Source organism: Kumtagia sp. (genome assembly GCF_059502445.1).
The window spans coordinates 40,871-66,772 of record NZ_JCACER010000101.1; the positions used below are offsets into that span (position 1 = coordinate 40,871).

General features: G+C 65.9%; 27 protein-coding genes and 2 pseudogenes. 5 read left to right on the forward strand and 24 right to left on the reverse strand.

Annotated elements, in window-relative coordinates:
- Position 1: 1 nt before the first annotated feature.
- The 8 genes from AC5JDC_RS26110 to AC5JDC_RS26145 all read right to left on the reverse strand — a co-directional run bounded on the left by AC5JDC_RS26110 (position 2) and on the right by AC5JDC_RS26145 (position 3,548).
- Entirely contained in the window at positions 2–547 is a 546-nt protein-coding gene (locus AC5JDC_RS26110; protein ID WP_495845995.1) for a S26 family signal peptidase, read from the reverse strand.
- Positions 544–1,053, reverse strand: coding sequence for a DUF2840 domain-containing protein (locus tag AC5JDC_RS26115; RefSeq protein ID WP_495845997.1), 510 nt, complete (start codon positions 1,051–1,053; stop codon positions 544–546). Before AC5JDC_RS26115 ends, AC5JDC_RS26110 begins: the two co-directional genes overlap by 4 nt.
- Positions 1,050–1,304, reverse strand: a complete 255-nt coding sequence (locus tag AC5JDC_RS26120) for a hypothetical protein (protein ID WP_495845999.1) — start codon at positions 1,302–1,304, stop codon at positions 1,050–1,052. Before AC5JDC_RS26120 ends, AC5JDC_RS26115 begins: the two co-directional genes overlap by 4 nt.
- Complete coding sequence (parA, locus tag AC5JDC_RS26125) at positions 1,301–1,939, reverse strand: ParA family partition ATPase (protein ID WP_495846001.1); 639 nt, start codon at positions 1,937–1,939, stop codon at positions 1,301–1,303. Before parA ends, AC5JDC_RS26120 begins: the two co-directional genes overlap by 4 nt.
- Entirely contained in the window at positions 1,936–2,226 is a 291-nt protein-coding gene (locus tag AC5JDC_RS26130; RefSeq protein WP_184064166.1) for a helix-turn-helix transcriptional regulator, read from the reverse strand. Before AC5JDC_RS26130 ends, parA begins: the two co-directional genes overlap by 4 nt.
- 151 nt (positions 2,227–2,377) lie before the next feature.
- The gene (locus tag AC5JDC_RS26135) at positions 2,378–2,749 is read right to left on the reverse strand and encodes a DUF2285 domain-containing protein (RefSeq protein WP_495846003.1); all 372 of its coding nucleotides are present in this window, start codon (positions 2,747–2,749) and stop codon (positions 2,378–2,380) included.
- Between the two features lie 106 nt (positions 2,750–2,855).
- Positions 2,856–3,158, reverse strand: a complete 303-nt coding sequence (locus tag AC5JDC_RS26140; RefSeq protein WP_495846005.1) for a transcriptional regulator domain-containing protein — start codon at positions 3,156–3,158, stop codon at positions 2,856–2,858.
- A gap of 126 nt (positions 3,159–3,284) precedes the next feature.
- The gene (locus AC5JDC_RS26145; RefSeq protein ID WP_495846007.1) at positions 3,285–3,548 is read right to left on the reverse strand and encodes a DNA -binding domain-containing protein; all 264 of its coding nucleotides are present in this window, start codon (positions 3,546–3,548) and stop codon (positions 3,285–3,287) included.
- 187 nt (positions 3,549–3,735) lie between these two features.
- Here AC5JDC_RS26145 and AC5JDC_RS26150 point away from each other — a divergent pair, with 187 nt between their 5' ends.
- Positions 3,736–3,963, forward strand: a complete 228-nt coding sequence (locus AC5JDC_RS26150; RefSeq protein WP_495846009.1) for a helix-turn-helix domain-containing protein — start codon at positions 3,736–3,738, stop codon at positions 3,961–3,963.
- Positions 3,964–4,164: 201 nt separating this feature from the next.
- Here the strand turns inward: AC5JDC_RS26150 and AC5JDC_RS26155 are convergent, their stop codons facing one another.
- The 3 genes from AC5JDC_RS26155 to AC5JDC_RS26165 form a co-directional block, all read right to left on the reverse strand.
- Positions 4,165–4,488, reverse strand: a complete 324-nt coding sequence (locus AC5JDC_RS26155; RefSeq protein WP_439496125.1) for a DUF736 domain-containing protein — start codon at positions 4,486–4,488, stop codon at positions 4,165–4,167.
- A 585-nt stretch (positions 4,489–5,073) separates the two neighbouring features.
- Positions 5,074–5,517, reverse strand: coding sequence for a hypothetical protein (locus tag AC5JDC_RS26160; protein WP_495846011.1), 444 nt, complete (start codon positions 5,515–5,517; stop codon positions 5,074–5,076).
- Positions 5,518–5,665: 148 nt separating this feature from the next.
- Positions 5,666–5,833 carry a hypothetical protein gene (locus AC5JDC_RS26165; RefSeq protein ID WP_495846013.1) on the reverse strand — a complete coding sequence of 56 codons (168 nt, stop codon included), beginning with the start codon at positions 5,831–5,833 and terminating at the stop codon, positions 5,666–5,668.
- Between the two features lie 298 nt (positions 5,834–6,131).
- Here AC5JDC_RS26165 and AC5JDC_RS26170 point away from each other — a divergent pair, with 298 nt between their 5' ends.
- Complete coding sequence (locus tag AC5JDC_RS26170; RefSeq protein ID WP_495846015.1) at positions 6,132–6,362, forward strand: hypothetical protein; 231 nt, start codon at positions 6,132–6,134, stop codon at positions 6,360–6,362.
- A 74-nt stretch (positions 6,363–6,436) separates the two neighbouring features.
- Here AC5JDC_RS26170 and AC5JDC_RS26175 read toward each other — a convergent pair whose 3' ends face one another.
- The 13 genes and pseudogenes from AC5JDC_RS26175 to AC5JDC_RS26235 form a co-directional block, all read right to left on the reverse strand.
- Positions 6,437–7,366, reverse strand: coding sequence for a DUF2493 domain-containing protein (locus tag AC5JDC_RS26175; protein ID WP_495846017.1), 930 nt, complete (start codon positions 7,364–7,366; stop codon positions 6,437–6,439).
- Between the two features lie 319 nt (positions 7,367–7,685).
- Positions 7,686–8,741: a DUF7146 domain-containing protein gene (locus tag AC5JDC_RS26180; protein ID WP_495846019.1), complete on the reverse strand. Its 1,056-nt coding sequence runs from the start codon at positions 8,739–8,741 to the stop codon at positions 7,686–7,688.
- The gene (locus tag AC5JDC_RS26185) at positions 8,741–13,075 is read right to left on the reverse strand and encodes a strawberry notch-like NTP hydrolase domain-containing protein (RefSeq protein ID WP_495846021.1); all 4,335 of its coding nucleotides are present in this window, start codon (positions 13,073–13,075) and stop codon (positions 8,741–8,743) included. The genes AC5JDC_RS26180 and AC5JDC_RS26185 overlap by 1 nt, the downstream gene beginning before the upstream one ends.
- A gap of 97 nt (positions 13,076–13,172) precedes the next feature.
- Positions 13,173–13,481, reverse strand: coding sequence for a DUF4326 domain-containing protein (locus tag AC5JDC_RS26190; RefSeq protein ID WP_495846023.1), 309 nt, complete (start codon positions 13,479–13,481; stop codon positions 13,173–13,175).
- Between the two features lie 176 nt (positions 13,482–13,657).
- Positions 13,658–14,302 (reverse strand): DUF8835 domain-containing pootine, encoded by a 645-nt coding sequence (locus AC5JDC_RS26195; protein WP_495846025.1) that lies wholly within the window; start codon positions 14,300–14,302, stop codon positions 13,658–13,660.
- Entirely contained in the window at positions 14,295–14,705 is a 411-nt protein-coding gene (locus AC5JDC_RS26200; protein ID WP_495846027.1) for a hypothetical protein, read from the reverse strand. Before AC5JDC_RS26200 ends, AC5JDC_RS26195 begins: the two co-directional genes overlap by 8 nt.
- A gap of 69 nt (positions 14,706–14,774) precedes the next feature.
- The gene (locus AC5JDC_RS26205; protein WP_495846029.1) at positions 14,775–15,047 is read right to left on the reverse strand and encodes a hypothetical protein; all 273 of its coding nucleotides are present in this window, start codon (positions 15,045–15,047) and stop codon (positions 14,775–14,777) included.
- The gene (locus AC5JDC_RS26210; RefSeq protein WP_495846031.1) at positions 15,044–15,304 is read right to left on the reverse strand and encodes a hypothetical protein; all 261 of its coding nucleotides are present in this window, start codon (positions 15,302–15,304) and stop codon (positions 15,044–15,046) included. The genes AC5JDC_RS26205 and AC5JDC_RS26210 overlap by 4 nt, the downstream gene beginning before the upstream one ends.
- Positions 15,305–15,450: 146 nt before the next feature.
- Positions 15,451–15,819: pseudogene (locus tag AC5JDC_RS26215) on the reverse strand (DUF6915 family protein); the annotation flags it as partial.
- Positions 15,820–15,829: 10 nt separating this feature from the next.
- On the reverse strand, positions 15,830–16,309 hold the full coding sequence (locus AC5JDC_RS26220) for a DUF6878 family protein (RefSeq protein WP_495846033.1): 480 nt from the start codon (positions 16,307–16,309) through the stop codon (positions 15,830–15,832).
- Between the two features lie 100 nt (positions 16,310–16,409).
- Positions 16,410–18,548 (reverse strand): ParB/RepB/Spo0J family partition protein, encoded by a 2,139-nt coding sequence (locus AC5JDC_RS26225; RefSeq protein ID WP_495846035.1) that lies wholly within the window; start codon positions 18,546–18,548, stop codon positions 16,410–16,412.
- 261 nt (positions 18,549–18,809) lie between these two features.
- A pseudogene (locus AC5JDC_RS26230) lies at positions 18,810–19,127 on the reverse strand (hypothetical protein); the annotation flags it as partial.
- Positions 19,127–20,074 carry an ArdC family protein gene (locus AC5JDC_RS26235; protein ID WP_495846037.1) on the reverse strand — a complete coding sequence of 316 codons (948 nt, stop codon included), beginning with the start codon at positions 20,072–20,074 and terminating at the stop codon, positions 19,127–19,129. The gene AC5JDC_RS26235 and the pseudogene AC5JDC_RS26230, both read right to left, overlap by 1 nt.
- A gap of 264 nt (positions 20,075–20,338) precedes the next feature.
- Between AC5JDC_RS26235 and AC5JDC_RS26240 the strand changes: the two genes are divergently transcribed.
- Genes AC5JDC_RS26240 through AC5JDC_RS26250 form a run of 3 tightly spaced genes read left to right on the forward strand, consistent with a single transcriptional unit; the run spans position 20,339 to position 25,881 of the window.
- Positions 20,339–21,610: an ATP-binding protein gene (locus AC5JDC_RS26240; protein ID WP_495846039.1), complete on the forward strand. Its 1,272-nt coding sequence runs from the start codon at positions 20,339–20,341 to the stop codon at positions 21,608–21,610.
- Positions 21,597–22,379, forward strand: a complete 783-nt coding sequence (locus AC5JDC_RS26245; RefSeq protein WP_495846041.1) for a HamA C-terminal domain-containing protein — start codon at positions 21,597–21,599, stop codon at positions 22,377–22,379. The genes AC5JDC_RS26240 and AC5JDC_RS26245 overlap by 14 nt, the downstream gene beginning before the upstream one ends.
- Complete coding sequence (locus AC5JDC_RS26250; protein ID WP_495846043.1) at positions 22,366–25,881, forward strand: DEAD/DEAH box helicase; 3,516 nt, start codon at positions 22,366–22,368, stop codon at positions 25,879–25,881. Before AC5JDC_RS26245 ends, AC5JDC_RS26250 begins: the two co-directional genes overlap by 14 nt.
- Positions 25,882–25,902 lie beyond the last annotated feature (21 nt).

A 25,902-nucleotide genomic window follows, 5' to 3' on the forward strand; every position in this document is an offset into this window, starting at 1 on the left:
TTCACCGCTTCGCGGCGCGCCATTCAAAGCGGCCGCTGCCGTCTTCATCGGTCCACACGGGCGTTGCGCGGCCGATGATCGAGCGGGTGGAGATCGGACCGAAGTAGCGACCGTCGAGGCTGTCCTTGACGGACCAGTTCATGAGGAAGATCTCGCCGCCGCCGATGCGCCGGCAGCCCTGCCAGACGGGCAGATCGCGGCCGAGACGGTCGCGCGTCAGCGCTGCGCCCATCGCGATGCCGTCGACGGTGACGTGTGCGCCGGTGCGGCAGACCTGCTGCCCAGGAAGAGCGGCGACACGTTTCATGAGGGGGACGCCGCGTGGCACGTAGCCACGCTCGGCGAGGAACGATGCGAGCGGCTCCGGGGCGTCCACGGCGACGAGGTCCGTCACGTCGAGCTGCGGCGGCCGATCGAGTGAATAGAGTCCGATCGGAGTGCTGGCAGACGCGTTCCAGATCAGCCTGGGCGTGATGTGGATGAACGACAGGCCGCCGATCAGCATTATGGTGAAGTACGTCGTCAGGACGTAGCCGAAGCGGGTCATGGTTCGACCCTTCGGCGCAGCAGGATGGCCCGGTGCTGCTCGGCCGTGTAGCTGCGCGGCTCTTGGCCGGCAGCGAGACGATTGTGAACGTGCCGCCAATGATGCGGCGTGACCTCGGCGGGATTGATGCCGATCGCCTCGATGGCATCGACGATCTGAAGGACGCGTTCGACCTTTGGCCAGCTCTCTGCCTTCAGCAGAATGTCGCCGCCCGGGCGCACGAAGGGCAGCGTCTGATAGGGTTCGCCCGGCGAGATCGCGCGCACGATGTCGATGCGTGAGATGATCGTCCCGAAGTCGTTTGCCGCCCAACGGACCAAGGCGAAAACGCTATGCGGTGGGAAGCTGACGACGCGCCGACGGCGGTCGAGAATCTGTTCCTGAACGTCCTGGCCGAACCTGATCCAGTATTCGATCTTCTTCTCGATCCACGTCAGCTCGACGCGGGTCAGACCGTCGAAGAGGAGCGCCGTCGGCACGCGGCGCAAACGAGGAGCGCCGTTCATGGCGTGTCTCCTTCGGTTGGGGGAAACTCGCGGGCGAGCAGCTCGCGCAGCATGTCGGCGACGGTGACGCCGCGCTGAAACGCGGCGATCTTGATCTGGCCACGCATGTCGGGCGTGACGTCGATGGTGAGGCGCGCGGTGAAATTGGCGGTGTCGCCGCCGCGCGGGTGCCGCGGATTGGGAGCTTTCACCCAGCTCTCTGGATCGGCTGGACGTGCAGTGAAGGCGCGTTTGTGGGATCGCTCCGTCATGGTGCGATCCTCCCGACCTCAGTGCAGAGTGCGGTGATCTCGCGCGCAGCGGGGCTGCGCTCGTTGATCTCGGAGACCAGGCGGCCGGAGCGCGCCGCGTCGGCGAAGGTGACGCGCTGGCCGACGGTGCTGGTGATCACCGGCGGATCATGATCGGCGAGCGTCTCGGCCGTCTCGCGCACGATGACGGTTCGCGCTCCGCAGCGATTCAGCACGAAGCGGGCGGCGAGCTGGGGGCGGTAGATCCGCGCTTCGCCGAGCAGCGAGAGCATCTCCGCCGACGCCCAGCCATCGAAAGGCGATGGCTGCACGGGGATCAGCACCAGGTCGGCGGCAAGCAGCGCGGACCGCATCAGGCTGGCGACACGCGGTGGCCCGTCGATCACCACGTGATCGGCGCTTCGCGCCAGTTCCGGCGCTTCGCTATGAAGCGTATCTCGCGCCAGACCGACGACACCAAACAGGCGTGCCAGGCCTTCACGCGCTCGCTGCTGCGACCAGTCGAGCGCCGAGCCTTGGGGGTCGGCGTCGATGAGAACGACGCGCTTTCCTCGCCGAGCCCATTCACCGGCGAGATGCAGCGCGAGCGTCGTCTTGCCGACGCCACCCTTCTGATTGAGAAGCGCGACGATCATGACGCGCCGCCGCGCCGTACGGGCATTCCCCCGGCGGGCGTCGCCTGTCGTTTTGCAGGGTGGACAACACCGTGGCCCGGATCTGATGTCGACTGCCGTGTGCCGCGATCCGCCCAAGCCTGTAGATCGTCGAGGGCATAGACAATGCGGCCACCCAGCTTGCGATAGACCGGTCCCGTGCCATAGGTGCGATGCTTCTCCAGGGTGCGGCCGGACAGACCGAGGAAGCGCGCCGCCTCGGGTGTGCGGAGATAGCGTGGCGGGGGGTCGAGTCGGGCTGCTGACATTGGGGCCTCCGGTGGATCGGCTGCCCCGCCGGCGTGCAGTGGCGAAGCGGTGACCACGATGGCGAACCACCGGCGTCAGGGTGGATGACGGAGTGAGGACCCTTCGATTGCGTACCCCCTTTGAAGATGGTCGAGGCGGTTTGCGCGTAGGTCAGCGGCCGGCGAGCAAGCGGAGATAGCCGCCGTGCATCATTGTCTGCGCATCCTTGACCAAGCGGATCGTCTGGGCGCGGATAGACGACGTTTTCCATTCGGTAGCGGACTGCCAGGGCGTGTCGAAAAGCACTTCGGCGATTTCGCGATAGCTTGCACCCGAGAATCGGCCATCGAGCGCGCGCACCATGCGCACGAGCCTCAGGCGGCGCCGCGGCGTGAGTGTGAGCGCGCGCGGCAGTGGACCGGCAGCACGTCCGAATAGGCGGCGCTGGAATCGCAACGCCGCTTCGGCGCGGATGTGGAAGTTGTCGTCCAGCGGCAGCAGGACGGCGAGCGGCTCGGCGGGGTCGATCGCGCCGACGACCAAATGATGATCGCCGTCCGGATCGGCCAGTACGATTGCAGCTTTGCTATCCCGCGGCGCGTGGAGTGTGGCGTGAGCGAGGTCGAACTGGTCGAGTCGCTGGGCCGTATCAAAGACGGCTGGCGCGGCTTCCAGTATCAGAACGCTGGCGGCAAGCTCGGGCTGCCAGAAGATCGCGGTCTCGTGAGCGGAGCGATCGGGGTCGAGCAGGAAATCGCAACCCCCATTGCGAGGTGGCGCTCGTTGGGGGCAATGAAGCGCCAAGTGCGCTAGTCGGCGTGCTGCGCAGGCGGTCATAGTCGCTGCGATAGTCGGGATTCCGGCGTAGGAATTCCCACGCGAACCCTTGCCGCTCCAGCCGGTTCAGCGCGCGTTCGGTGGTCTGCAATCGCCAATCGGGCGGCTCGGCCATGCGCGTCTCCTCGTCCGCGTTTCTATGGCCCCCTGCACGTCTAAGCCTCGCCACCGAAAGGGCGCGGCGGAAGTCCCCAAAACTGGGCGGCGCGATGCCTTGTACAACCGGGAGGAGTGTCCCGCTCTAGGACACGCGGGGACGGAGGAGTTCGCGATAGCCCCTGGTGGTCATCCAGCGGGCGCGGGCGAGATGGCTGTCATGAACCATCCGAGCGCGGCCGGGATCGCGGTCGGGATCGAGCGCGAAAAGAATCCGGACCGCCTCACGCCAATCGGCGCCTTCGGCGGCGGCGTCGAGGAGCCGAATATAGAGAGCAAGATGGCTTTCATCGTAGCCTGTCAGGCGGTCGCCATCGGGCGGACGGTCCTGGAAGGTAATGACGGTCATCGGCGCGCTCATCTTCTTTGGTTAACTGATCGTATCCGCATCGCAACTGCAAACCAGACCGATAGCTGAAATTTCCCGATGCTTTTCACGCATCGCGTCTGACCACCTGCGGCATCGCGAGCAGGCTTCCCGGCCCGTGTATTATAACACGTAGCGCTATAATGCACGATTGCCTTCTAACCTGCGGATGGACATTCGCAGAATTTTTGGAGCCAACGTCAGGAGGTATCGCGTCGCTGCCGGTCTGAGCCAGGAAGCGGTCGCCGTGAAAATGGGCGTGGACCGCGCCTATGTGAGCGGCATGGAGCGGGGCCAGCAGAACGTCACGCTGTTGACGATGTGGCATTTGTCGGAAGCGTTGGGAGTGAGACCCGCCGATCTCCTGGATGAGACGGTTGAGGACGCTGAAACCTGACTCTACGCCCGTCGCATGACAGTCCGCGTCCTAGGTCCGCACCCGGGTTGTTGGAGAAGCGCAAAGTCGGCCAACTGCCGATCCGTAAAACCGACAAGGTACAAAGCCGAAAGGCCAGCCTCCAGGCGGTTGCGCGTGCGTGCCTTGGCGGCGTCTTGAAGGACTGCCCCGCCCGAGGATCGGGCGGGGCGTCGCTGGCGGTTAGTCGGCGCGGCGGCCGTTGGGGCGGGACCAGATCAGGCTGTATCCCTCGCCGTCCTCGTCGTCGAAGAGGTTGGCGTAGATCGGAGCGGTGAAGCTCGGATCGTCGAGCTTGAGGCCCAGATAATCGCGGCCCTCGTTGGAGCGCTTGGCCCAGGCGGCGCCGATCTCGACGCGGCCCACGAAGACGCGGTGGCTGGGGGCGTTCTCGCCGGAGCGGTTGGCCTCGGGAACGATGCGGACGTTCTTCGCCTGGACACTGAGGGTGACGATTTGGCCGGTGAACTCGTTGCCGGTCTTCTTGAAGGTACCGATGGTCGCCATGGTAGTTCTCCTTGATCTCTGTTTCGAGCCCGCACCATGCGGCCTCGATGGCGATCGGTTGGCCGGAGGCGATCGGCGCCGCACCTGCTTGCAGGCCGAAGCGCAGCGGAGGATGGCAGCCAGGCGACTTTGTTGTTTCGCGAGGAATGCCGGCGCAGCCGGCAGGGGAAGAAAGTCGATCGGCGCCATTGCGGCATAGGCGGTCGAGGCGCAGCCGGCCTTCGGCTAGATCAGCCCATCGAAGAGGTCGCTTGGAGTGCTCGACTAGACAGAGGTGTATCGAGGAGAACGTGGCCGACCCGTCGCCTTCCCCAATGGACCGGCACGTTCAGCACGGCATTTCGTACCCGCGTCCCGGTTGATGAAAAGGGAGCGTCGTCCCGGCCGCGTCGACGAAAGACGTCGCAGGCATTCGCCATTGTGGTGCTGAGTGAGCAGCTTCGCCGGTTGGCTTGCGTTTCCCGAAGGGCTTCGATGTGGGCTCCTCAAGTCTAGTCGAGAGGCGCTCTATGGGATCGTCTCGCCAACAAACGACTAGGGCGGCGTATGCAAGCCTTGCTCGGCCGCCACTTCGGTGCAGCGCGCTTAAGCGCGCGCCATGCCGCCTTGTCCCGAGGGCGCTGTCCCAGCCAACGTCGTCACGCGAACGAACGCGGTGACGCCGACTGCAATGGCGCCGATCACAGAGAAGATGACCTGCCACGTCTCGGACGGCATGGTGTGTTTCACGATGCCGTGGGTGGCGTGGTAGCCGGCGATTGCGGCCGGCGCGACGAAAGCGATGGCGATCGCGAGCCTCAGCCAGAGCGGTTTCACGAACACGAGCAGGAGCTGGCCGACGCCGAGAGTGACCAAGCCCGCGACAAATCCAACGGCAATGGCTCCGAGCCATCCCGCGCCTGTGCCGTAAGCCCATGCGCCGACTGTGACGCCAGCGAACAAGGGCAGCGCATAGGCCGCGAGATAGAACAGCAAGCAGCAGAGAACGCCGATCGCGGCGATGCTGGCGAAGATGCCAATGAAGATCATGGCGATGGTCTCCCGTGAGAAAATGTCTGACGGTCGCGCCTTCCACCACCACCACGGCGCGAGCAGAAGTATAGCTGAAAATAGACGCCAGCGGGAGCGGAAATCCCGCTGGCGTTCTGCGGTGCAGCTTGCGTGGCACTTCGCCCCTTCATGGTTGGAAGGGGTCGAATTCGTGGATGACGGCGCTGGGATCGCCGTCATATTCGGCGGCCAGCATGACGCCGTAGTTGCCAGCGCCAGCATGAAAGACGACGACGCAGACCATGAGGGTGGTGGCGAGGTTCCAGCCGTTTGCGAGTGCGAGGGTTTGAGACATTGATCCGGCTCCTGTGCTGGGGCGGGGCCATCCCCGCGCGACAGGCGCCCGATGTGTCCGGCCGAGGGCCGCAATCACCGCGAAGGCAAAGACAGAGCGGCGGCACGCTTCAGCGTAAGCCGACCCCTTGTGGGTTGATGGCGTCAGGCCTCTCGGGCGGACCAAGGATCAGCCGATAGACGCGGGGTGGCGCCCGCCGGCAGGAGCCGCGACTCAGAGGCCGTCGCCGACAAGGCGTGAAACCTCGCTATCCTCACGGTCTGCTGACCGATCGACTAAGGTGTGCTTACGAGTCGACATGATGGTTGAGGCATGCGGCATGGTGGAATTCACGGGTCGCGACTTGCATCTGGTGAAGAAGGCGCTCTCCATTGCGGTGCTGGCGATCGAGCGGCAGCCGGGGCCGTTCCAATCGGCGTCCGACCAGAGCGATATGAAGGCGCTGCTCGATGGCTTAATCGAGAACGATACGGAGTTGGCGCACTATGCTCGTGCGGCCCGGATCGCCGTGACGGGTGAACCGGACTGAAAGGCGGTTGTGCGGAAAGCCGTTGATCCGCCGTTGCGGTTTCACGTCACTACACGGGAAAGACAAGGCGGCGCTTACGCGCCGCCGAACTTCCAGACCGGGATGCCGAGCTTCTTGGCCTTGTCAGCGAGGTTGTCCTGGATGCCGCTGCCGGGAAAGTGCATCACCCCAATCGGCAGCACTTCGAGTATTGCATCGTTGCGCTTGAAGGGCGCGGCCTTGGCGTACTTGGTCCAGTCCGGCTTGAAGGCGATCTGCGGGACCTTGCGGTTGTCGGCCCATTTGGCGGCAATCAGCTCGGCGCCCTTCGGCGATCCGCCGTGCAGCAACACCATGTCCGAATGCTTGGCGTGGACCTGGTCGAGCTTGGCCCAGATCAGCCGGTGATCGTTGAAGTCGAGCCCGCCGGTCAGAGCCACCTTCGGTCCCGCGGGCAAGAGCACCTGGTTGTCGGCGCGCTTCTTCGCCGCCAGGAAATCGCGGCTGTCGATCATCGCCGAGGTCAGGTTGCGATGGTTGACCTTCGAGCCGTTGCGCGGCCGCCAGGCCGAATGGCTGTGGTGCTCGAACTGGTCGGCGGCCTGGTCACGCATCAGCTCGAAGGCGTTGCGGCGTTCGATCAGCGTCTGGCCCTCCGCCGTCAGGCGTTCCAGCTCGACGGATTTGACCTCGCTGCCGTCCTGTTCCCGCTGCGAGCGCTGCTGGGCCAGCTCGTTGTCGTCGAGTTCGCGCTCGATCCGCTCGATGGCGCGGTGGAAGACGTTCACCGTCGACCAGAGCAGGTCCTCAAGGTCGGGTTCGAGGCGAGTGTCGGCCAGCGCCGCCACGAGGGCGTCGAAGATGTCGGAGATGCTGCCCGCGAGGATTTGCGCCTCGGGGAGTGGCCGAGGATCGGGCTCGTCCTGGAAGGGACGGTAGCCATAGAGCTGGAGTTCGTGGAGGACCTGGTCGGTCGGGGATGAGCTGTGGTGCGGCTCGAAATCGTCGTCGTGGTTGGTGGTCATCGCGGCTTTCCTTCGTCGGATCGGCCGCGCCCATCGCGGCCTTCATGGCGACGAAGGCTCACCGGCGGGACGGACTGGCAGCCCGAGCGCAGCGAGGGCCTTGATGGCTAAGGCCGGCTATTTTGCTTCGCGGTGGAAAGGCGGGCCTCGGCCCGCCGCCGGAAAATAGTCGGCCGCCGCCATTGCCCGGCCGGACCGACTGTGAGCCCGATCGCCCTCTCAGAAGGCCGTGGGCGCGGTCCTCTCCGGCGCTGATGGAAAGCATGACCGCCGGGCGCGCGGTGACGACGCGGACGTACCACCTTTCCCCCCGTTCCGGCTATGCCGCCAGCTCCATGAAGCGGGCGACGTCCTGCGCCGCGATCTGCACCCGACTTGCCGCCCGAAGCGCATGCAGGCCCAGCAGGCGGAGATCCTCATTGAAGTCGCCGAGCCGTGGCGAGATCACGATCGCGTCGATCCCGGCCTCCTGCGCCCGATCGATCAATGTCGCCATTGCGCCGTCGCCGGCCGGATCATCGTCGCGGGCGATGTAGAGTCGCCGCAGCGTGTCCGGGAACAGGATGGCGGAGAGATGCGCCGCCGAGAGGGCTGCGACCATCGGCATGGTCGGCAAGACGCATCGGAGCGACAGCATCGTCTCGATGCCCTCGCCGGCTGCCATGACCTCGTTCCCCACGCCAAAACGCACAGCGTGACCGAGGAGGTCGCCCATCGCCCGTCGCGGCGTGTCGATCGGCGCCTTTCCAAGGGTCGCCTCGGTGAAACCGCCGGGATCGAGCCAGGTGCGATGTGCGCCGGTCAGATGGCCGGAGAGATCGGTGACGGCAGCGATCATCGCCGGCCAGGTCTCGGTCGGGCTATGGTCGTCGGGTCGGTAGTAGCAGCGTGGATGGAAGCGCAGGCTTCCGGTGCCGTGCAAAGCCGAAATGCCGCGATCGCGCAAATACGCTTTTGTGAGAGTGCGTTCGATCGGCTGCGACATGGCGAACAGTCGCTGCGCGGCCCGCGGCGATCCTGCCGGTGCGCTGGGCTTGCGCGAGCGGGCGCGATCAGGCTCGGGCTCGGGATGCGGCAGGCTGAGGAACGAACGTGCCTCATCGGCGACATCCTTGAAGCCGACCAGGCCGCAGCTTTCGCGGATGACATCGAGCAAGTCGCCATGTTCGCCCGTGGCGGCGTCGGTCCATTTGCCGGCAGGCCCTTTCGGCGAGTCCTTGAGCCGGACGAACATCGAGCGGCCCGGAGTATTGCGCACGTCGCCCACCAGCCAGTAGCCGCCTTCGCGGCGGCCGGCGGAGAGGTAGTGACGGCACACCGTCTCGGCGTCGCGCGCGAGACGGTGTGCCAGTTCAGACGCGTCATGGCGGCCCATCACGCGGCCTCCCGTTCGCCGATGCGCTCAACCGGATAGTGGTCGAGGACTTTGGTTAGCACTCCTGCGCCGGCGGCGTCGGTCGGCACGAACATGCGCAGCTTCCACGAGATGATCTCGCCGAAGAGGCCGTAGGCACGCAGGCGGTCGCGCATCGTGTCGGAGAAGCCCGACAGCTCGATGCGGTGAGCGCCCATCACGCGCACGCGGTGGAGCTGCAAGCCCTCGGCGAGGTCGAGAACGGTGCGGCCTTCCATCAGCGCCGCGAAGGCGGCATCCGGCGTCAGGGCGGTGGTCCCGGTCACGGACGCGTTCGCCGCCCAGGCGGGCGAGACTCTGCGGCCGATGATGCGCTCGCCCGCGTCGGTCTGAAGCCGATAAACGCGGGTCGACTCGTTCGGCAGCCGCTTCCAGATCGGCAGCAGCAAGCCGGCAACGATATGGATCGTGCTGTCGGCGAATTTGGGGACCTCGGCCACTTCACGAGTCCAGGCGGCCGCAAAGGCCTCCCGCTCCGCCGCCTGCCAGTGGCTCTCGTCCATCATCTTCAGCGAAGCATGATGGTGCTCCATCGGCCGGATCAGCCGGACGCGGCGTTCGATCTCGCCATCGTCGAGCATCAGGCTCGGCGCCGGGATCTGCACGGCGGCGCGGGCCGAGCGCTCGTTGACGAGTAGCACAGTGCGAGGATCGGCGAGATGGTCCAGCGCCTGATCGAGCGTCACCGGGCGATTGCGCCGGCGCTCGGTGATGGTGAGCAACCGGGTCTCCGCGCCCGTCGCAGGATGCGTGTAGATCGCGCGGCGATCGGTGACGACGAAGCTCTCGGCGCGCAGCGTCTCCAAGCCGACGTCATAGACGCCGCTGGCGATTGCGCCCTCGACTTTGGCGTTCAGCAACTGCTCGAACGCCGCGAACAGCACGCCTTGCAGATCGATGGTGAGAGCGAGCAAGCGGTTGAGGAAGGTCGTGATCGGCGGCAACTCGTCCTTGATGCCGTTGGCGTCCATGAGCTTGAGGCCCGTGGCGGCCTCGAACATCTGCAGCGAGCATCCTTCGATCTTGCCGCGCACGAGCAGCATGTAGAGCTGGCGCAGCGCATCGCGGGCGTAGTGGGATTCGAGGTTGTCCTCCGGCCGGAATAGGCCCTGGCCGCCGGTCTGGCGCTGGCCGCGCGTGATCGCGCCCAGCGTGTCGAGGCGGCGAGCGATGGTCGAGAGGAAGCGCTTCTCGGCCTTCACGTCGGTCGCGATCGGCCGGAAGAGCGGCGGCTGCGCCTGGTTGGTGCGGTTGGTGCGTCCGAGGCCTTGGATCGCGGCGTCGGCCTTCCAGCCAGGTTCGAGAAGATAGTGGACGCGCAGGCGGCGGTTCCGCGCCGACAGTTCGGCGTGGTAACTGCGGCCCGTCCCACCCGCCTCCGAGAACACCAGGATGCGCTTCAGGTCATCCATGAAGGCAGCGGTCTCGGCGAGATTGGCGGAGGCCGCGCGGTTCTCCACGGCGAGGCGGTCGCCCTTGCGCACGACGCGGCGCGAGCGCCCGGTCACTTCGGCGACGAGATCCGTGCCGAAGCGCTGGACGATCTGGTCGAGGGCGCCGGGCACCGGCGGGAGCGAAGCCAGCCGCTCGATCAGCTCATTGCGGCGGGTGACGGCCTCATGACTCTCGACGGGCTGGCCGTCCCGAAAGACGGGCCGCGACGAGAGATTGCCCTCGCTGTCGGTGAACGGCTCGTAGAGCTGCACCGGGAAGGAATGGGCGAGGTAGTCGAGAACATATTCGCGCGGCGTGATGTCGACGCGGACGTCGTTCCAGTCCTCCGTGGGAATCTCCGCGAGCCGTCGCTCCATCAGCGCCTCGCCGGTCGAGACGATCTGGATAACTGCCGCATGGCCGTCGGCCAGGTCCTGGTCGATCCGGTGGATCAAGGTCGGCGTCTTCATCGACGTGAGCAGATGGCCGAAGAAGCGCTGCTTGGCGGATTCGAAGGCCGAGCGGGCGGCCGACTTCGCCTGGGCGTTGAGCGTGCCGGTTTCGCCGGTGATGTTGGCGGCCTGCATCGCCGCGTCGAGGTGATTGTGGATGATCGAGAACGCACCGGCGTAGGCGTCGTAAATGCGCCGCTGCTCGTCGGTGAGCGCGTGCTCGACCAGCTCGTATTCGACGCCGTCATAGGAGAGCGAGCGGGCGGTGTAGAGTCCGAGCGAACGTAGGTCGCGGGCCAGCACCTCCATGGCGGCGACACCGCCATCCTCGATCGCTTCGACGAATTCGGGGCGCGTAGCGAAGGGGAAGTCCTCGCCGCCCCAGAGGCCGAGGCGCTGGGCGTAAGCGAGATTGTGGACCGTGGTGGCGCCGGTCGCCGAGACATAGACCACGCGCGCATTCGGCAGGGCGTGCTGCAGGCGCAAGCCCGCACGGCCTTGCTGCGAGGGCGCAACATCGCCCCGTTCTCCCTTGCCGCCACCGGCGTTTTGCATCGCGTGGCTCTCGTCGAATATGATCACTCCGTCGAAGTCGGAGCCCAACCATTCGACGATCTGCCGGACGCGCGAAAGCTTCTCGCCGCGGTCGTCGGACCGCAGCGTGGCGTAGGTTAAAAATAGGACCCCTTCGGCCAGCCAGATCGGCTTGCCCTGCGCGAAGCGCGAGAGCGGCGTGATGAGCAGGCGCTCCATGCCGAGGGCGGACCAGTCGCGCTGGGCGTCCTCCAGCAGCTTGTCGGACTTGGAGATCCAGACCGCCTTGCGCCGGCCCTTCAGCCAGTTGTCGAGGATGATGCCCGCAGACTGGCGGCCCTTGCCCGCGCCGGTGCCGTCGCCCAGCATGAAGCCGCGGCGAAAACGGACGGCGCTCGGCGCATCGTCGCGGGCGGCGGTGACGAGATCGAAGGTCTCGTCCACCGTCCAGGCGCCGGCGAGATAGTCGCCATGCGCTTCGCCGGCATAGATCACCGTCTCGAGCTGGGCGTCGGACAGGAGGCTGTCGCTGACGAAGTCGACCGGCAACCGCGGCCGATAGCTCGGCTTCGGCGGCGCGACCGAGGCCATGGCGGCGGACTGCACCAGCTTGGTCGGGTGCGCCTGGGCTCCGGGAATCCGGATCGATTGGAGCCGGTACTCCTCATAGATCGCATCGCTGAGACGCGCGCCCTCGGGCGGCGTCCAGTCGATCGCCCGGTAGTCGAGATCGACCGCCTCCGGATCGACGACGGACGGCTTGGCCGGCTGCGCCATGGCAGCGCGGGCGAGATAGCCGCGTACAGTCCGCGGTGCAGCGGTGGCCGACACGGGGATGGCGAGGCTCGGCGCGAGCGCCAGACGCGCCGGGACATGCTCCTCAATCCAGCCCAGCAAGGTCGCGACGTCGGGGGCCACGCCCTGGGATTGCGGCAGCGCAGCCGGGTCCTCGGCGGGCGCCTTGTCGATGACGATCAGCCGGGTGTCGATAGTCGTGCCGTGCTTGGCATAAACCGCGCCATTGATAGCGGCGGTGAACACGATGCGGCCACGCTCCTGCAGCCGGACGAAGGCGTCGCGCCAGGCCGGGGTGTCCGGCCCGAAGTTCGCGCCAGTGATCGCCACCAGCCGCCCGCCGTCGGCGAGGCGCGCGAGCGCCGAGGCGATGTGGCGGTAGGCGGTGTCGGCCATGCGGCCGGCGACGTTCGCCATCGCCGAGAAGGGCGGATTCATCAGCACGACGCTCGGGAGCACGGCCGGATCGAGGTGATCGTCGATCTGGGCGGCGTCGAAGCGCGTGACGGGGATGGCCGGAAAGAGGGAGGCGAGCAGCGCCGTCCGGGTCTCGGCCAGCTCGTTCAATACAAGCGCGCTGCCTGCAATCTCGGCCAGGATAGCGAGCAGGCCGGTTCCGGCTGAAGGCTCCAGCACGCGATCCGTCGACACGATGTCGGCGGCGGTCAACGCCGCCAGGCCCAACGGGGTCGGCGTGGAGAACTGCTGGAGGGCCTCGCTCTCGGAGGAGCGGCGGGTATGGGTGGGGAGAAGGCCGGCGATCTTGGCCAAGGCTGAAAGCCGGGAAGCCGGAGAGTCGGCTTTGCGGAACAGCGCCTTTCCGTATTTGCGCAGAAAGAGGACGGTCGCGGCCTCGCCGGCGTCATAGGCCGTCTTCCAGTCCCAGGCGCCCGTGGCGTCGGAAGAGCCGAAAGCCACTTCCATGGCGGCGCGCAGGATCGCAGCGTCGACCCGCTGGCCGCGCTCGAGATGCGGGAGGAGTTGCTGGGCGGCGACGACGATCGCGCCGGCGGCGTCAAGATGAGGGACAGGCGACAGCGGCGCGGCCTGGTCGGCCGTGATCGGAGAAAGGTCGTTCATGAAGGGAGCCTCGGGAGAGCGGAAACGGGCGAGCCGGCCGGCGCTCTCTCTCGGACCGCACCGGCTCAAACCCGTTCCGGCAGCCCTCTCCCTCTCTTCACGCCGCCGCCTTCACAGCCCGCCACCACGCAACCCGCTCGTCGCGGGTCGCGTTCGCCAATCGACGCAGGAGATCGCCATGGCAGGGAAGCGGCGCGCAGAAGCAGACGAGATCGCGGCCGCGCAGCTCGTCGAGCGCGCGCAGCAGATTGTGCTGATTCGCCAGCCAGCGTTCGTGCTTCGCGATGACGGCGGCCCGATCACCGTCAGGGCCGATCCGGAACGGATTGCCCCATTTGCTGCCGCGGCCGATATAGACGGCGTCGGCTGAGACGCCAGTCACGCGCTTGTTGAGAACCTTGCACATCTGCGCTGCCTCCGATCCGTTGGGCGGTTTCGGCCACGGACGGCGTGAAGCGGCGACAGTCACGCGCCTTGCGCGGAAACGGCTTGCCCATTGACCGGCGTCGCGCGTCGTCCAGGCAAGACACGCCCGAGGATCGCAAGCGGCATCGCAAGGTTCGGAAAGCGAGGTGTTGGCCGTCAGCCGAACCGGCGGCCTGCGGCGGCGAAGGTATATGCGTTGGCGGCGATGGCCTCGTCGACGACGTCGTCCGAGGTCAGATAGCCATATTCGCGTTCAAGCTGGCGATAGAGCCAGCGCGCGAGATCGCGCAGCGCCTCGATGACGGTCTCCTCGGCGTCGGCGGTCATGTCCTGATATGTCGGGCTGTCGCGATCGACCGAGATCGCCATGCAGTATTCGTGGTAGTAGCGATCGCGGTGGGTCGCGGTCGCGCAGAGCTGATAGAAGTTCCGGCGCTGGATCGCCTGCAGGGCGTCGGCGATGCGGTGAAGCTCGCCGTCCTTCGGCGCATGGTCGCGGATCTTCCGAGGCGCGTCCTTCACGTAGCGGTAGCGCCCTTCGAAGCAAGCGCCGTCGCCCTGGCTCCAGAACCCAGAAAACCAGATACAGGGCTTCTGCTGTGTGCCGCCGCCATAAAGGCGAACCGGCACGGTCTTGAGGTCAACGCCGATGATCGCGCAAATACGCTCGAAGTCGTCATAGACGAACTCGAACCAGTCATGGTCGAAGCCGGTCTGGCGATACCAGGCACGGGCCTTCTCCTTGGCCGTGTCGGAGAGTTCGTCGAGGCGATAGACCGTGGTTTCGATGATCTCAGGCATCGGGATCATCTCCTTCCAAGGCGCGGCACAGCCATTCGTTGGTGCTGGTCCAGCCGACGCTCTTGCGCGCGCCGAGGTCGATCACATGCGCGCCGCCGCCGAAGGCATCTAGGCGCGGCTTCGAGCAGGTGTTGGCGTATTCGAAACCCCAAAGGCCTTTGAGGTCGAATTCCTCCGCGCAGAGCAGGACAAACGCGATCACGCGCTCAGGGTCTCCTGAACAGTCGTCGTGAATCCACAGTTCTGATCCGCCTTCCGTCTGGATTGAAAGGTCGAATCCGTCCGAGAGGCGAAGACCATCTTCGTCCTCGGGCGTGTTGGCATAGAGGTCGAGGGCGCGCGCAGCGTTCTCGACCGTGCCGAGGTCGAGCAGGCATGAAAAGTGGGTGAAGTAGTCGGCCATGTCAGTCTCCTTAAAATGCGAAAGCCCGGCGCGCGGCCGGGCTTCGGGTGGGTTTGGGTGTGGTTGGGATCAGGCGGCGGGCGGACCGTGGATGCGGTCGTCGTCGAACTCGACGTCCTCGATGACGGGCTCACAGCCCTCCGACGTGGTGCGGTCGATGTAGGCGATGACGCCTTCTCGCCGCTCGTCAGTGTCGATGTGTTCCGGGAACGCCGTCGATTCCATTGCGGCGGTGGCTGCTACTTTCGCCTTCTCGATCGCTTCCGCGTCAGACGCAACTTCGATGGTCACGCTGTCGAAGGCCCGCAGCCAGAAGGCAATCTTGACGACATATTCGGTCATGACACGCCTCCTTCGTCATCGGGATCGCGTGCGCCCGCGAGGATCGCCTCGGCCTTCGCGATCGCGGCGTGCGCCCGCTGGCACCAGAACGGTTCGTCAGCCAGGCCGCCATCGGGCGGCAGCGCGAAGACTTTGAGCAGGCCAAGCAGAACCTCGAAGTGCTCGGCCTTGCGCTGAAGGGCCTCGCCGAAATGCGATGGGATCGGAAGCGCCGCGACGCTGTAGGGCGGGACGTCGCCTGGCCAGGCGCCGGTCACATAAGTTTCGCCCGCGGATTCGTAGTCCTCTTTCTGCCCCTCCCAGCCATCGTCTTCGATGGCGAGGCGGCAGGCTTCGGCCAGCGTGTCGGCCTGGTAGCTGCGCTGGCGTCTAAAAGAGGTGGTGCGGCGCGCGCGTCGTCGGTGCTCGCGCCGGACGTCACGGCGAAGGGATCGACCAGTTTGTGGATCGGCTGCGCGCGACCCATCCAGGGCTGGGGGCGAATGCAGCTCACCCAGTCGGCGAAGCTCGGGATGAAGCCGAGATCCTCGACCACATGCTGTTCGCCGATCAGGCGCACAGGAACGACGCGGCCTGTCGAGATGGTGATGGTCGGGCCGAAGAAGCGCTCCAGCATGAAGATGCCTTCAGCGTGATGTCTGAGCGCCCGATGCCGGAAGTCGGCGGTGATCGCCTTCGACTCGTCGAACCACTGGTGCAGTGGCAGATAGTCTTCCGCGACGCCGCCCCATTTCCTGACCGAGGAGAGGGCGTGATGATAGCAATGTCCCATGGCTGCCTCCTCAGAAGGTGTGGGTATAGTTTTCGGAGGTGGTGTAGCGCTCGTTGTAATCGAGCGTGATCACCCCATCCGCGACATCAAAGATGATGTCGCCGTATGCGCCGTCGTTGTTTTCCCAGCCGCAATGGGTCTTTTCGAGAACATCATAGGCCAGGCTCTCGACAGCGGCCGCGATGCTGACGGACAAACGGTTCGGTTCGGCTTGGTCCCAGACGGCCTCGGCGATTTCAATGGCCGCGGCAGGCATGGCGACCGGATCGTCGCCGGCCTGAGCTTCGACATTCTCGATCTGGCCGGAATCGCCATAGCCGTCGAAGCTGACGACAACGCGGGTGACGCCGGCGAGCGTCAGTGCGTTGAGCAGCGCGGCCTTGTTGAGGGTGAAAAGCTCGGCCTCAAGCTTGGCTTGGGCAGCCGCCTTCATCTCCCAATCTGAAATCGGCGCGGCGGGCTGCGGCGTGGTGGCGGATGTGTCGGTCATGACGGTCTCCTGAAACGACAAAGCCCGGCGCGAAGGCCGGGCTGTCGGGTCGGTTGAAGGGAAAGAGACGCGGGACGGCCGAAGCCGCCCCGCGCGCGAGCTATTCGGCCGCGATCACCTGCGGCGCCTCGGCCTCGGCCTCCGTTTCCTCGTCGTCGCCGGCGAGGAATTCGGGCAGCGCTTCACCGTCGTCTTCGGCTTCGCTGGCTTCGACGCGCGCGTCGTCCGCGGCGGCGATCCGCAGCGGCTCGGGCAGCCAGCCGGTGTCGGCCAGGAGCCGTTCGGCCTCCTTGGCCATGTCGCCCTTCTTCAGGTGGTCGATGAGCTGCGCCGCCCGCTCGCCGGCGCCTTCCTGCACCGCCTCGAGGATGCGGCGCTTGGGCACCCGGCCGAGATAGTTCTCGACGGTCGGACGCCAGCCGGCCTGCACCATGTCGAGATCGACGGCCTGGGCCAGGCGATCGGCCTCGGCGATGCGCTGCTCGACGGTGTGGGACGAGGCGCCCGCGCCGTAGCGGTCGCCCTTCTCGTAGAGCGCATTGACGCCGAAGGAGGCGCAATGGGCGAAGAGCGTCGCCTGCTCGTCGCCGGTGAGGGTGGTGAGCCAGTCCCAGAGATCGGCCTTGTCCTTGGGCAGCCGCTCTTCCCAAGCCTTGTGGCGCGCATCGATCGCCTTCGCCGCGGGCGTGTCCTTCAGTCCCTGCGCCTGCACCGGGAAGCTGGCGCTGCGCACCGACACCTCCATCGCCGTCCCGTAGGACAAATAGCGGGAGAAGACGTCGAGGCAGAACTTGTGCAGCACGGCCTGGAACGCGACGGCGGGCGTGGACGCCAGCTTGTCGCGGAGCGCCAGCGTCCGCTCCGCGGTCAGTTCGGTCACGAGGCGGTCCGGGAGCGGCTTCAGGTCCTCGTCGTCCTCGTCCTCCGGTCCGGCGACCTGCCCGCCGATGGTGATGACGGCGCGCTGAACCACGGGCGCGTCGGGATCGGCGCCGTGCGCTCCGGCCATCGCAGGATCGGTCTCGCCGTCCTGCTCCGGTTCGCCCACGGGCGCTTCGTCCTGCGGCCGGACGTAGCCGCGGTCGATCGACAGGGCGCCTTCGGCGTCGAGGCTCACGAAGACGCCAGCGCGGGCGATGTCCGCCGGATCATAGGCGACGGGCCGATCGTCGAAGGCGGCGAGTGCCACCTCGATCTCGCCGAGCCGTTCGTCCACCTCGTCCGGCAGCTCGTCGGCGCCGTCATACTCCGCCTCCAGCTTGGCGTATTCGGCGTTGAGCGCGTCGATCGTCGCCTGCTCCTCGCTGGTGAGGTCGACCGCGACGCCCTCCAGCGCACGCAGCCCGTGGGTGTGGCCATAGGGGAAGTCGATGGCGACCTCGATCCACTTCCAGCCTTCGGCGGCGATCGTCTCCGCCTCGGCCTTCAGCTTCTCGGCGACCAAGCCGTCCAGCAGCGTGATGTCTTCGAGCCAGCCGCCATCATCGGACTGGAACAGGTCGCGCAGCACCACGCCGCCTGCGGCCTCATAGGCGTCGAGGCTGACGAACACCGCCCGCCGGTCGGAAGCGCGCACTGTCTTCTCCGTCAGCATGCGACGGATTTGATAGGGCTCGTTCTGCCAGGAGCCGGAGATTGCCTGCCAGACCTGCTCCTGGCGGGCATGGTCGGCGGTGACGGTGAAGGCCATGAGCTGCTCGAGCGACATGCCGTCCTCGGCGTAGACGTCGAGCAAGGCCGGCGCGACCGACGCCAGGCGCAGGCGCTGCTTCACCACGTTCACACCGACGAAGAACGCCGCGGCGATGTCCTCCTCGGAGCGCCCCTTCTCGCGCAGAGCCAGGAAGGCGCGGAACTGGTCGAGCGGATGCAGCGGCGCACGCTGGATGTTCTCGGCCAGCGAATCGTCCTCACCGAGAATGTCGGTGCCCGGATCGCGGACCACGCACGGAACCGGCGCGGCCTTGGCCAGGCGCTTCTGCTTCACCAGCAGCTCGAGCGCGCGATAGCGCCGGCCGCCGGCCGGGATCTCGAACATGCCGGTCTCGGCGCCCTCGGCGTCGAGGACCGGGCGGACGTTCAAGCTCTGGAGTAGCGTGCGCCGGGCGATGTCCTCGGCCAGCTCCTCGATCGAGACGCCGGCCTTCACGCGCCGCACGTTAGACTGGCTCAGCACCAGCTTGTTGAAGGGAATGTCGCGCGAGGACGACAGGGTGATCTTCTGAATGGCAGTAGCCATGGGGTAGTCTCCGCGGCGGGCGGCCGAGAGCCTCTCTCTCGACCTCCAACCCGCCGTGAAAACCGGCGCAGCCCTCTTCCTCTCGGAGGACCGCGCCGCAAAGCCGACGAACCAGAAAGACATCAAGCCGGAAGTCCGCCGTCCCGCTTTTCCGGATTTCCGGGCCTTCAGACCCCGCACATGCCCTCGCACTCGTTGGGCCAGAGATCGAGCTAGTCGCGATCGCTGGCGTTGGAGAGGTCGGCCTGGTCGAGCGGTACGGCGGAGCGATGGACGCCCAGCGCGCACCCTGCGTTCCGGCGATCAGATCGTCGCGGATGTTGCCGGCCGAGACGATGTGGATGGGGAACGGCAGCACATTGGGCGACATGAGCCAGGCCAAGTGCGCATAGACGGCCCTCGGCTCCCAGCCGGTGTCGGAGAAGATGGCGCAGTCGGGCATGGGCCCGACCTCGCCGTGGCGGCCATCGGCGCCAGCGTGGTCGACTGCACGCCGGCGCCGAGGCTGAGAACGCGAAGCCGGATCGATTCCGACGCAGGCGCGTCGCTGACGGCCGCAGATGTGAGGAGGCCCAGCATCATGCCGCCTCCTGCGCTGTGGTGTTGGCGCTCTCGGTGTCGGGCAGGAAGCCGAGGATCCAGTCCGCCGCCTTGCTGGCCTGTGAGGCGGCGCGCACGACGGCGCGGTTGTCCTCGCGCAGGACCTCGAGCCAGGAGCCGATATAGTCCGCGTGGCGCACGGTCGGAACGATGCCGAGCGACGCGCAGCAGAAGGCGGCGTTCATTTCCGCCACCAGCTCCTCGAACGCGTACTTCTTGCTGCCGAACACGCCGCCGAGATCGCGGCCGAGACGGGACGGATGACCGCTGGCGTGCCCCAGCTCGTGCAGGGCTGTGCGGTGCCAGTTGATTGGCTCGAAATAAGCCTGCGGCGGCGGGACCATCACGAAGTCCGGACCCGGCGCGTAGAAGGCGCGGTTGCCGCCGATGCGGAAGTCGACGCCGGTCGCGCGGATCAGCGTCTCGACTCTGGGCTCGATCAGGCCCGGCGGCGGCGGTGGCGCGACGGCCGCGACGTCGGCCGGCAGGTTTTCGCATTGGGCGGCGTTGAAGACGGTGAACCGCTTCAGGAACGGAATTGCGACCGCCTCCTCGCCGGTCTCGCGAGCGCGTCGCTTCTCGTCATCCGGCACAAAGCGGTCGGCATAGACGACGGTGGTGCCGTGCTCACCCTTGCGCACATTGCCGTCGAGCGAGAGCGCCTGGCGAAAGGTCAGCCAGCTCTGGGCGGGGAAGCCGTGCTCGATCACGGCGCCCCAGAGGATCAGGACGTTGATCCCCGAATACTGCCGGCCGGTGGCGGCGTTCTTTGGCATGGCGAGCGGCGCCTTCGCCGCAGCCGTCCCCCAGGGCTGGACCCAGGGTACGCGGTCGGCCTCCAGCTCGGCGATGATCTTGCCGGTGATTTCGTCATAGAGGCTCGCCCGGTCGTGGCCGGGGCGAGCCGAAGCGGTCTTGGTGGACATCGCGGTTCTCCGCGACGGGCGCCGGAGGCCTCTCCTCCAGCCCTCAACCCGTCACGGCAAACCCGGTCCGCACTCTCACTCTAAAGGGGGCGTTGCGGGGGTCTCCCCGCAGAAGGGGATCGGCCGAGACCCCGGCTCGGCCGAAGGGGAAGGCTTTCCCCTCCCGGCTTTCCAGATAGCGGCCTTCCGTCTCCCAATTAGCGGGACGTTGACTCCCAATCAGCCGATACCGATAATCCCGATCGGCCGAGATTCGGAGAAGGCATGTTCGAGCGGTTTGTGGAGCGACGGGCGGAAGAAGCCCTTTTGGATACCCCGGTGGTCCTGATCGTGGGGCCGCGACGGGCGGGCAAGACCACGCTCGTCCGAAAGATGGGAGAAGCCGGTCGGACTTATATCACGCTCGATGATCAGACCGTCCTCGAAGCCGCCCAATCCGATCCCGCCGGTTTCATCCGAGGCCTGGATCGGGCCATCATCGACGAGATCCAGCGCGTGCCCGACCTGCTGCTCGCGATCAAGAAGACGGTCGACGAGGATTACCGTCCGGGTCGGTTCCTACTCACCGGCTCGGCGAATGTACTGACCTTGCCGCGGATCGCCGACAGCTTGGCCGGCCGGATGGAGACCATCCGGATGCTGCCGCTGGCGAGAGCCGAGATTGCAGGCCGGACCCCGACCTTTCTCGAACGCCTCTTCGAAGGGAAGCTCCAGGGACAGCGGAGTGCGATCGTCGGCGACGATCTCGTCAAACTCGTCCTGGTCGGCGGCTTCCCCGAAGCGATCAGCCGCGACAGCGAGCGGCGGCGGCAGGACTGGCTGCGATCTTATCTCACTTCGATCCTGACCCGCGACATGCGGGACATCGCTGAGGTGGAAAAGCTGACCGAGCTTCCCAAATTCGTGCGGCTGCTGGCCGAGCACTCCGGCCAGCTGGTCAACTATTCGCAGTTCGGGAGCGGCATCAACGTCAATCACAAGACGAGTCAGCGCTATGTGGGGCTGCTCGAACAGGTGTTCCTGATCGCGACCGTGCAGCCCTGGTTCACCAATGCACTGAAGCGGATCGTCAAGACGCCCAAGCTCCATTTTCTCGATTCAGGCCTGTTGGCGGGTGTGCGCGGGCTCACATTTGATCGGGTGAAGGCGGATCGTGGGACGTTCGGCGCGCTGCTGGAGAGCTTCGTGTTCTCGGAAGTGCTGAAGCTCATGACGGCTTCGGACCTGCGGTTGACGCCGCATCATTTCCGGGATCGGGACATGCGCGAGGTGGACATCGTGCTGGAGCGTGACGACGGGACGATCGCAGGTATCGAAGTGAAGGCGAGCGCCACGGTCAAGGCTGGCGACTTCGCCGGCCTGCGGGCATTGGCCGAGGCTTGCGGGGACCGTTTTGCATTCGGCGTCGTCCTCTACGACAGCACGGACTTCGTGCCGTTCGGCGACAAGCTGGCGGCGGCGCCGCTGTCGAGCCTTTGGGATGGAGAGGCGCCGGCGAACAAGGCAGGCAGGGGAGCGCCGCGTGGGGCTGTATAAGAAGTGGTGCGAAGCCACGAAAGAAAAGGACAAGCGGAAACGCTACTGGACGTATGTCGAAAGGGACGGCGGACGGGAGGAGGTTCGTGACGACCTCGCCGAGACCATGCGCTCCCACTATGATCGACTTGAGCGTATAGCCGATGACGTCCAGCGCCTCGGCTATAAGGTTGCCGCGGAAATTCTGCGCGCGCAGCTTCCCCAAACTGACAGGGGCCGCTCGGGCGATCTCGGTGAGATATTGGCGACCGAGTTGGTCGAGGAGGAAATCGGTCTGCGCGTTCCCGTGCGCCGCCTGCGCTACAAGGATGGGCGCAACATGGCGATGCGGGGCGACGACTTCATCGGGGCGGGCTATGGAGGCGATGACTCCAAGCTTTGGCTGTTGAAAGGTGAAGCCAAGAGCAACAAGGCTCTAGGCAAAGCCACCGTCACGAGCGCGCGTAAGGTCCTCAACCGGGACAACGGAAGATGCACGCCGGACTCGTTGGCGTTTGTCGCGAACCGTTTGCTTGAGAGCAAAGAAGACGACGATGTGCAACTCGGCCGCGACCTTCGCGACGAAATCGGCCTGAAGGCTCTGCGTGCTGATCGCATCGACCACATGCTCTTCACGGTGTCGGGCAACGGTCCTCACGCGTCTTTGAAGGACGATCTCGAAGGCGCGGGGACCAACCGGGATCAGTATGTCGTGAATCTCCACATCGAAGACCACCAGGACTTCATCAAGGAGATGTACCAGAAAGCGGAAGACCTTGGAGACGACTGACGAACTGCAAGCATTTTTGACGCGCGCGACGCAGGACGGCGTGCAAGGGCGGCTGCTGTATCGAGGGGCGGCATGGTCGCTAATGCGAAGCGGTGGCGTTCTGCCTGAAAATGCCCCGCCGGTCGGCGCGACCATCGATACCGACCTTGCAGAACATGGGTTTGCGCTGCTCCGTGCGGCAATGGCCCTTCGCACCCAGGCCGGCTCCTCCGAGTTGACGAGCAAGGCGTTCGAGCGCGCCGGCAACGCGTTTGAAGCTTTGGTGCGGAATGCCGATCCCGAAGCCGCCGATCGCGGTTTCCGCAGGACGATCGCCGCCACGGCCTACCACCTGGCCGGGTTCTCGGCCGTCGCCTATTCGCTCTTCAACGAGGCGGTGGACGACCTGAATTTGACGCCGGGCGAAACGGCGGTGATGCAGTTGGTGCTCCGCGACCTTGATGGGCTTCGAGCCTTCGTGCGCGGTTGGCTGAACGACGCGGCGCATGGTGACGACCGGATTGCTGCGGGGCTGTCCGGTGAGGATGCCGATGTCGACGAGATCCTGGCGATCGTTCTCAACACCACGATCTGTCGGGCGTTGGCCTTCTTCGATTTCGCGTTGGAGACGGGCGAAGAGGAACCGCTCGACGCGGCGCGCTCGCTTCTCACAACGGCCGTCAGCCTGGCCGACAATGCGGAGAACGTACCGCTGTGGTGGATCACCAATCTGTGCCGGCATCTGATCGACGACCTATGGCAACATTCGTTGCACCAGAACCTGCCGACGGAGCCACCTGAGGGCGCCGCCGAGAAGTATCCCGATCTGCGACGATTGTTTATTGGGTCTCTCTACGCTCGGAAGAATTCCGAGGTCGAGTTGTGGCCCTCGCAGCGTGAGGCGGCGCGCCGCTCGACGGATGTCAAGGATGACCTGGTCGTCGCCCTACCCACCAGCGCCGGGAAAACGCGCGTCGCTGAGATCGCCGCGCTCATGACGCTGTCTTCGGCGCGGCGAGTTCTCATCGTGACGCCGCTGCGAGCGCTCTCGGCTCAGACAGAACGATCGTTTCGTAAGACCTTCGCGCCGCTCGGATTCAGCGTGTCGTCGCTCTACGGCGCCAGCGGCCTCTCGGCTGGTGACGAGGACGCGCTCCGATCGCGGGAGATCATCATAGCGACGCCGGAGAAACTCGACTTCGCGCTGAGAAGCGATCCGAGCCTGATCGACGACGTCGGGCTGATCGTGCTCGATGAAGGCCACATGATCGGGCCGAGCGAGCGTGAGATCCGCTACGAGACGCTTGTGCAGCGCTTGTTGCGACGCGCGGACTCGACCGACCGCCGTATTGTCTGCCTCTCGGCGATTCTCCCGAGTGGGGATGAGCTCGACGATCTGACTGCGTGGATACGGGCGGACGAGCCAGGCGATGCCGTGAGGTCTGACTGGCGGCCAACACGCCAGCGTTTCGGAATGCTGGCGTGGCGTGCGCGTGATGCGCGCCTGACCCTGGATCTGACCAACAACGGCCCGTTCCTGGATCATTTCGTGGTTCAAAAGCCGCCCCGCGGCCGTGAGAAGAAGCCCTATCCCCGAAAAACGTCACATCTGGCCCTGTTTGCGGCCTGGGAGTTCGCGGCGCAGGGCAAGCGGACACTCATCTTCTCGACGCAAGCGAACTGGGTTGAGGGGTACGGAAAGCAAATCGTCGACCTCTGCAAACGCGGCTATCTGGACTCGCTTCTGGATGACGAAGTATCGATCGCTCGCGCACTCGAGGTCGGCAAAGAATGGCTCGGCGAAGATCATCCGGCGGTGGCAAGCCTTAAGGCGGGCGTCGCCATTCACCACGGCCGCCTGCCGAGCCCGTTTCTCCGCGAGTTGGAAGTCCTGCTGTCGGAGGGCGTCCTCAAGGTCATCGTTGCATCGCCGACGCTGTCGCAGGGGCTCAATCTCAACGCCGCAGTCTTGCTCGTCCCGGCGCTGTACCGAGCAGGCAAACCGATCACCGGCGAGGAGTTCGCCAATGTCGCCGGCCGCGCCGGCCGCGCTTTCGTCGATGTGGAAGGGCTCATCGTCCACGTCATGTTCGATCGAGTCGATTGGCGGAGCGGAGAATGGCGGGGATTGGTGGCCTCTTCCAAGGCCCGGACGCTGAAGAGCGGACTGATTCAGATCGTCGCGGAGATTCTTGATCGCCTGGCTCAAGAGGGCGTGCTGGGACGCGCCGACGCGTGGGAATATCTCGCCAACGCCCGCGAGGCCTGGAAGTCGCCGGCAGAAGAAGCGGCGATCGCCGCTCAGCTTGCGGTGCCTCCAGACGGAAGTGATCCGGATGACGAGGACGAGGATGACGAGGCGGGAGGAGATGAAGAGGAAAGCATCGACGAGGAGCCGCTCTCGGAACTCGTCGAGCGCCTTGATGCAACGGTCTTTGGCTTGGTGGAGGCGCTCGATGCCGACCGCACCGACCTGCCCAAGCTTCTCGACGAAGCGCTCAAGGGATCGCTCTGGGCGCGTCAAATAGCGCGCGAGGGTGAAGGCATGGAGGCGCAACACCGCAAGGTGTTCGAGGCGCGTGCCAATCTCATCTGGTCGGTGACAACGCCCCAGGCCCGTCGCGGGCATTTCGCGATGGGCGTCGGCTTGGAAGCCGGGCTGACGATCGACGCGATGGCGGAAGAGTTGGGCGCCCTCATCGATCAAGCCGACGCCGCGTCCCTGCCAGGAGACGTCGACGAACTGGCCGATGCCTTGGCGGGCCTCGGGGAGCGACTGCTGGCGATGCGGCCGTTCATTCCCGACAAGAAGAATGCGCTGCCTGGCAATTGGAAAGCGATCCTGAAGCAATGGGTGTCGGGCGCGGAGGTCTCGCAGATCGGACCCCACAACATGCGCATGGTGGAAGAGGCCTTCACCTATCGGCTGGTTTGGGCATTGGAAGCTATCAGAACCCGGCGTCTGACTTTGGGCTGGTCCCCGGACATCATTCCGGGTGGCGCAGCCGCATCTCTGGAAACAGGGGTTCCGCAGTTCATGATGTCGATGTTGATACGGGCGGGCCTTCCGTCCAGGCGGGCGGCTATCGCGGCGATCCAGACCACCAACCCCGTCTTCGTAACGCCGGCCGAGATGCGTGCATGGCTGGAATCCGATGAAATCACGGCGTTTACCGACGCCGGCGACTGGCCAACGCCTGATACCGCCGCGCTCTGGGCGCGTTTCAGGACCGAGGCCCTCAGCGGCGGAATCCAGAAGTGGTCGATCGAACGCTACAAGAGGTTGCTCGACGTTCCTGCGCACTCGGCGCCGCCGGCTGGGCTTTATCGGGTCATCACGGACGAGGGCGATGGCCGCACATGGCTGGCGACACCGGACTATCGACGTGTGGTCCCCTTCAAAAAGCCGGCGGTAGATCCGAAGCCCAGCCTGTTCTCGGGAAGGTTGCCCGGGGCGACGGCGGTCGTGGATGCGCTGAGGGTAGGACGGGGCAAGTTGAGATGGCCTCGCGCTGACGCTTGAGAGCGCGAGAGCTTTCGCCGT

Excerpts from the sequence above, each read along its gene's own strand:
- AC5JDC_RS26110 (WP_495845995.1), bottom strand. The coding sequence starts at position 547 with ATGACCCGCTTCGGCTACGTCCTGACGACGTACTTCACCATAATGCTG.
- AC5JDC_RS26150 (WP_495846009.1), top strand. The coding sequence starts at position 3,736 with ATGGACATTCGCAGAATTTTTGGAGCCAACGTCAGGAGGTATCGCGTC.
- AC5JDC_RS26145 (WP_495846007.1), bottom strand. The coding sequence starts at position 3,548 with ATGACCGTCATTACCTTCCAGGACCGTCCGCCCGATGGCGACCGCCTG.
- AC5JDC_RS26165 (WP_495846013.1), bottom strand. The coding sequence starts at position 5,833 with ATGTCTCAAACCCTCGCACTCGCAAACGGCTGGAACCTCGCCACCACC.
- AC5JDC_RS26195 (WP_495846025.1), bottom strand. The coding sequence starts at position 14,302 with ATGCCTGAGATCATCGAAACCACGGTCTATCGCCTCGACGAACTCTCC.
- AC5JDC_RS26200 (WP_495846027.1), bottom strand. The coding sequence starts at position 14,705 with ATGGCCGACTACTTCACCCACTTTTCATGCCTGCTCGACCTCGGCACG.
- AC5JDC_RS26120 (WP_495845999.1), bottom strand. The coding sequence starts at position 1,304 with ATGACGGAGCGATCCCACAAACGCGCCTTCACTGCACGTCCAGCCGAT.
- AC5JDC_RS26155 (WP_439496125.1), bottom strand. The coding sequence starts at position 4,488 with ATGGCGACCATCGGTACCTTCAAGAAGACCGGCAACGAGTTCACCGGC.
- parA (WP_495846001.1), bottom strand. The coding sequence starts at position 1,939 with ATGATCGTCGCGCTTCTCAATCAGAAGGGTGGCGTCGGCAAGACGACG.
- AC5JDC_RS26180 (WP_495846019.1), bottom strand. The coding sequence starts at position 8,741 with ATGGGCCGCCATGACGCGTCTGAACTGGCACACCGTCTCGCGCGCGAC.
- AC5JDC_RS26130 (WP_184064166.1), bottom strand. The coding sequence starts at position 2,226 with ATGTCAGCAGCCCGACTCGACCCCCCGCCACGCTATCTCCGCACACCC.
- AC5JDC_RS26170 (WP_495846015.1), top strand. The coding sequence starts at position 6,132 with ATGATGGTTGAGGCATGCGGCATGGTGGAATTCACGGGTCGCGACTTG.
- AC5JDC_RS26115 (WP_495845997.1), bottom strand. The coding sequence starts at position 1,053 with ATGAACGGCGCTCCTCGTTTGCGCCGCGTGCCGACGGCGCTCCTCTTC.
- AC5JDC_RS26185 (WP_495846021.1), bottom strand. The coding sequence starts at position 13,075 with ATGAACGACCTTTCTCCGATCACGGCCGACCAGGCCGCGCCGCTGTCG.
- AC5JDC_RS26225 (WP_495846035.1), bottom strand. The coding sequence starts at position 18,548 with ATGGCTACTGCCATTCAGAAGATCACCCTGTCGTCCTCGCGCGACATT.
- AC5JDC_RS26220 (WP_495846033.1), bottom strand. The coding sequence starts at position 16,309 with ATGACCGACACATCCGCCACCACGCCGCAGCCCGCCGCGCCGATTTCA.
- AC5JDC_RS26140 (WP_495846005.1), bottom strand. The coding sequence starts at position 3,158 with ATGGCCGAGCCGCCCGATTGGCGATTGCAGACCACCGAACGCGCGCTG.
- AC5JDC_RS26160 (WP_495846011.1), bottom strand. The coding sequence starts at position 5,517 with ATGATCTTCATTGGCATCTTCGCCAGCATCGCCGCGATCGGCGTTCTC.
- AC5JDC_RS26240 (WP_495846039.1), top strand. The coding sequence starts at position 20,339 with ATGTTCGAGCGGTTTGTGGAGCGACGGGCGGAAGAAGCCCTTTTGGAT.
- AC5JDC_RS26235 (WP_495846037.1), bottom strand. The coding sequence starts at position 20,074 with ATGTCCACCAAGACCGCTTCGGCTCGCCCCGGCCACGACCGGGCGAGC.
- AC5JDC_RS26175 (WP_495846017.1), bottom strand. The coding sequence starts at position 7,366 with ATGACCACCAACCACGACGACGATTTCGAGCCGCACCACAGCTCATCC.
- AC5JDC_RS26205 (WP_495846029.1), bottom strand. The coding sequence starts at position 15,047 with ATGACCGAATATGTCGTCAAGATTGCCTTCTGGCTGCGGGCCTTCGAC.
- AC5JDC_RS26190 (WP_495846023.1), bottom strand. The coding sequence starts at position 13,481 with ATGTGCAAGGTTCTCAACAAGCGCGTGACTGGCGTCTCAGCCGACGCC.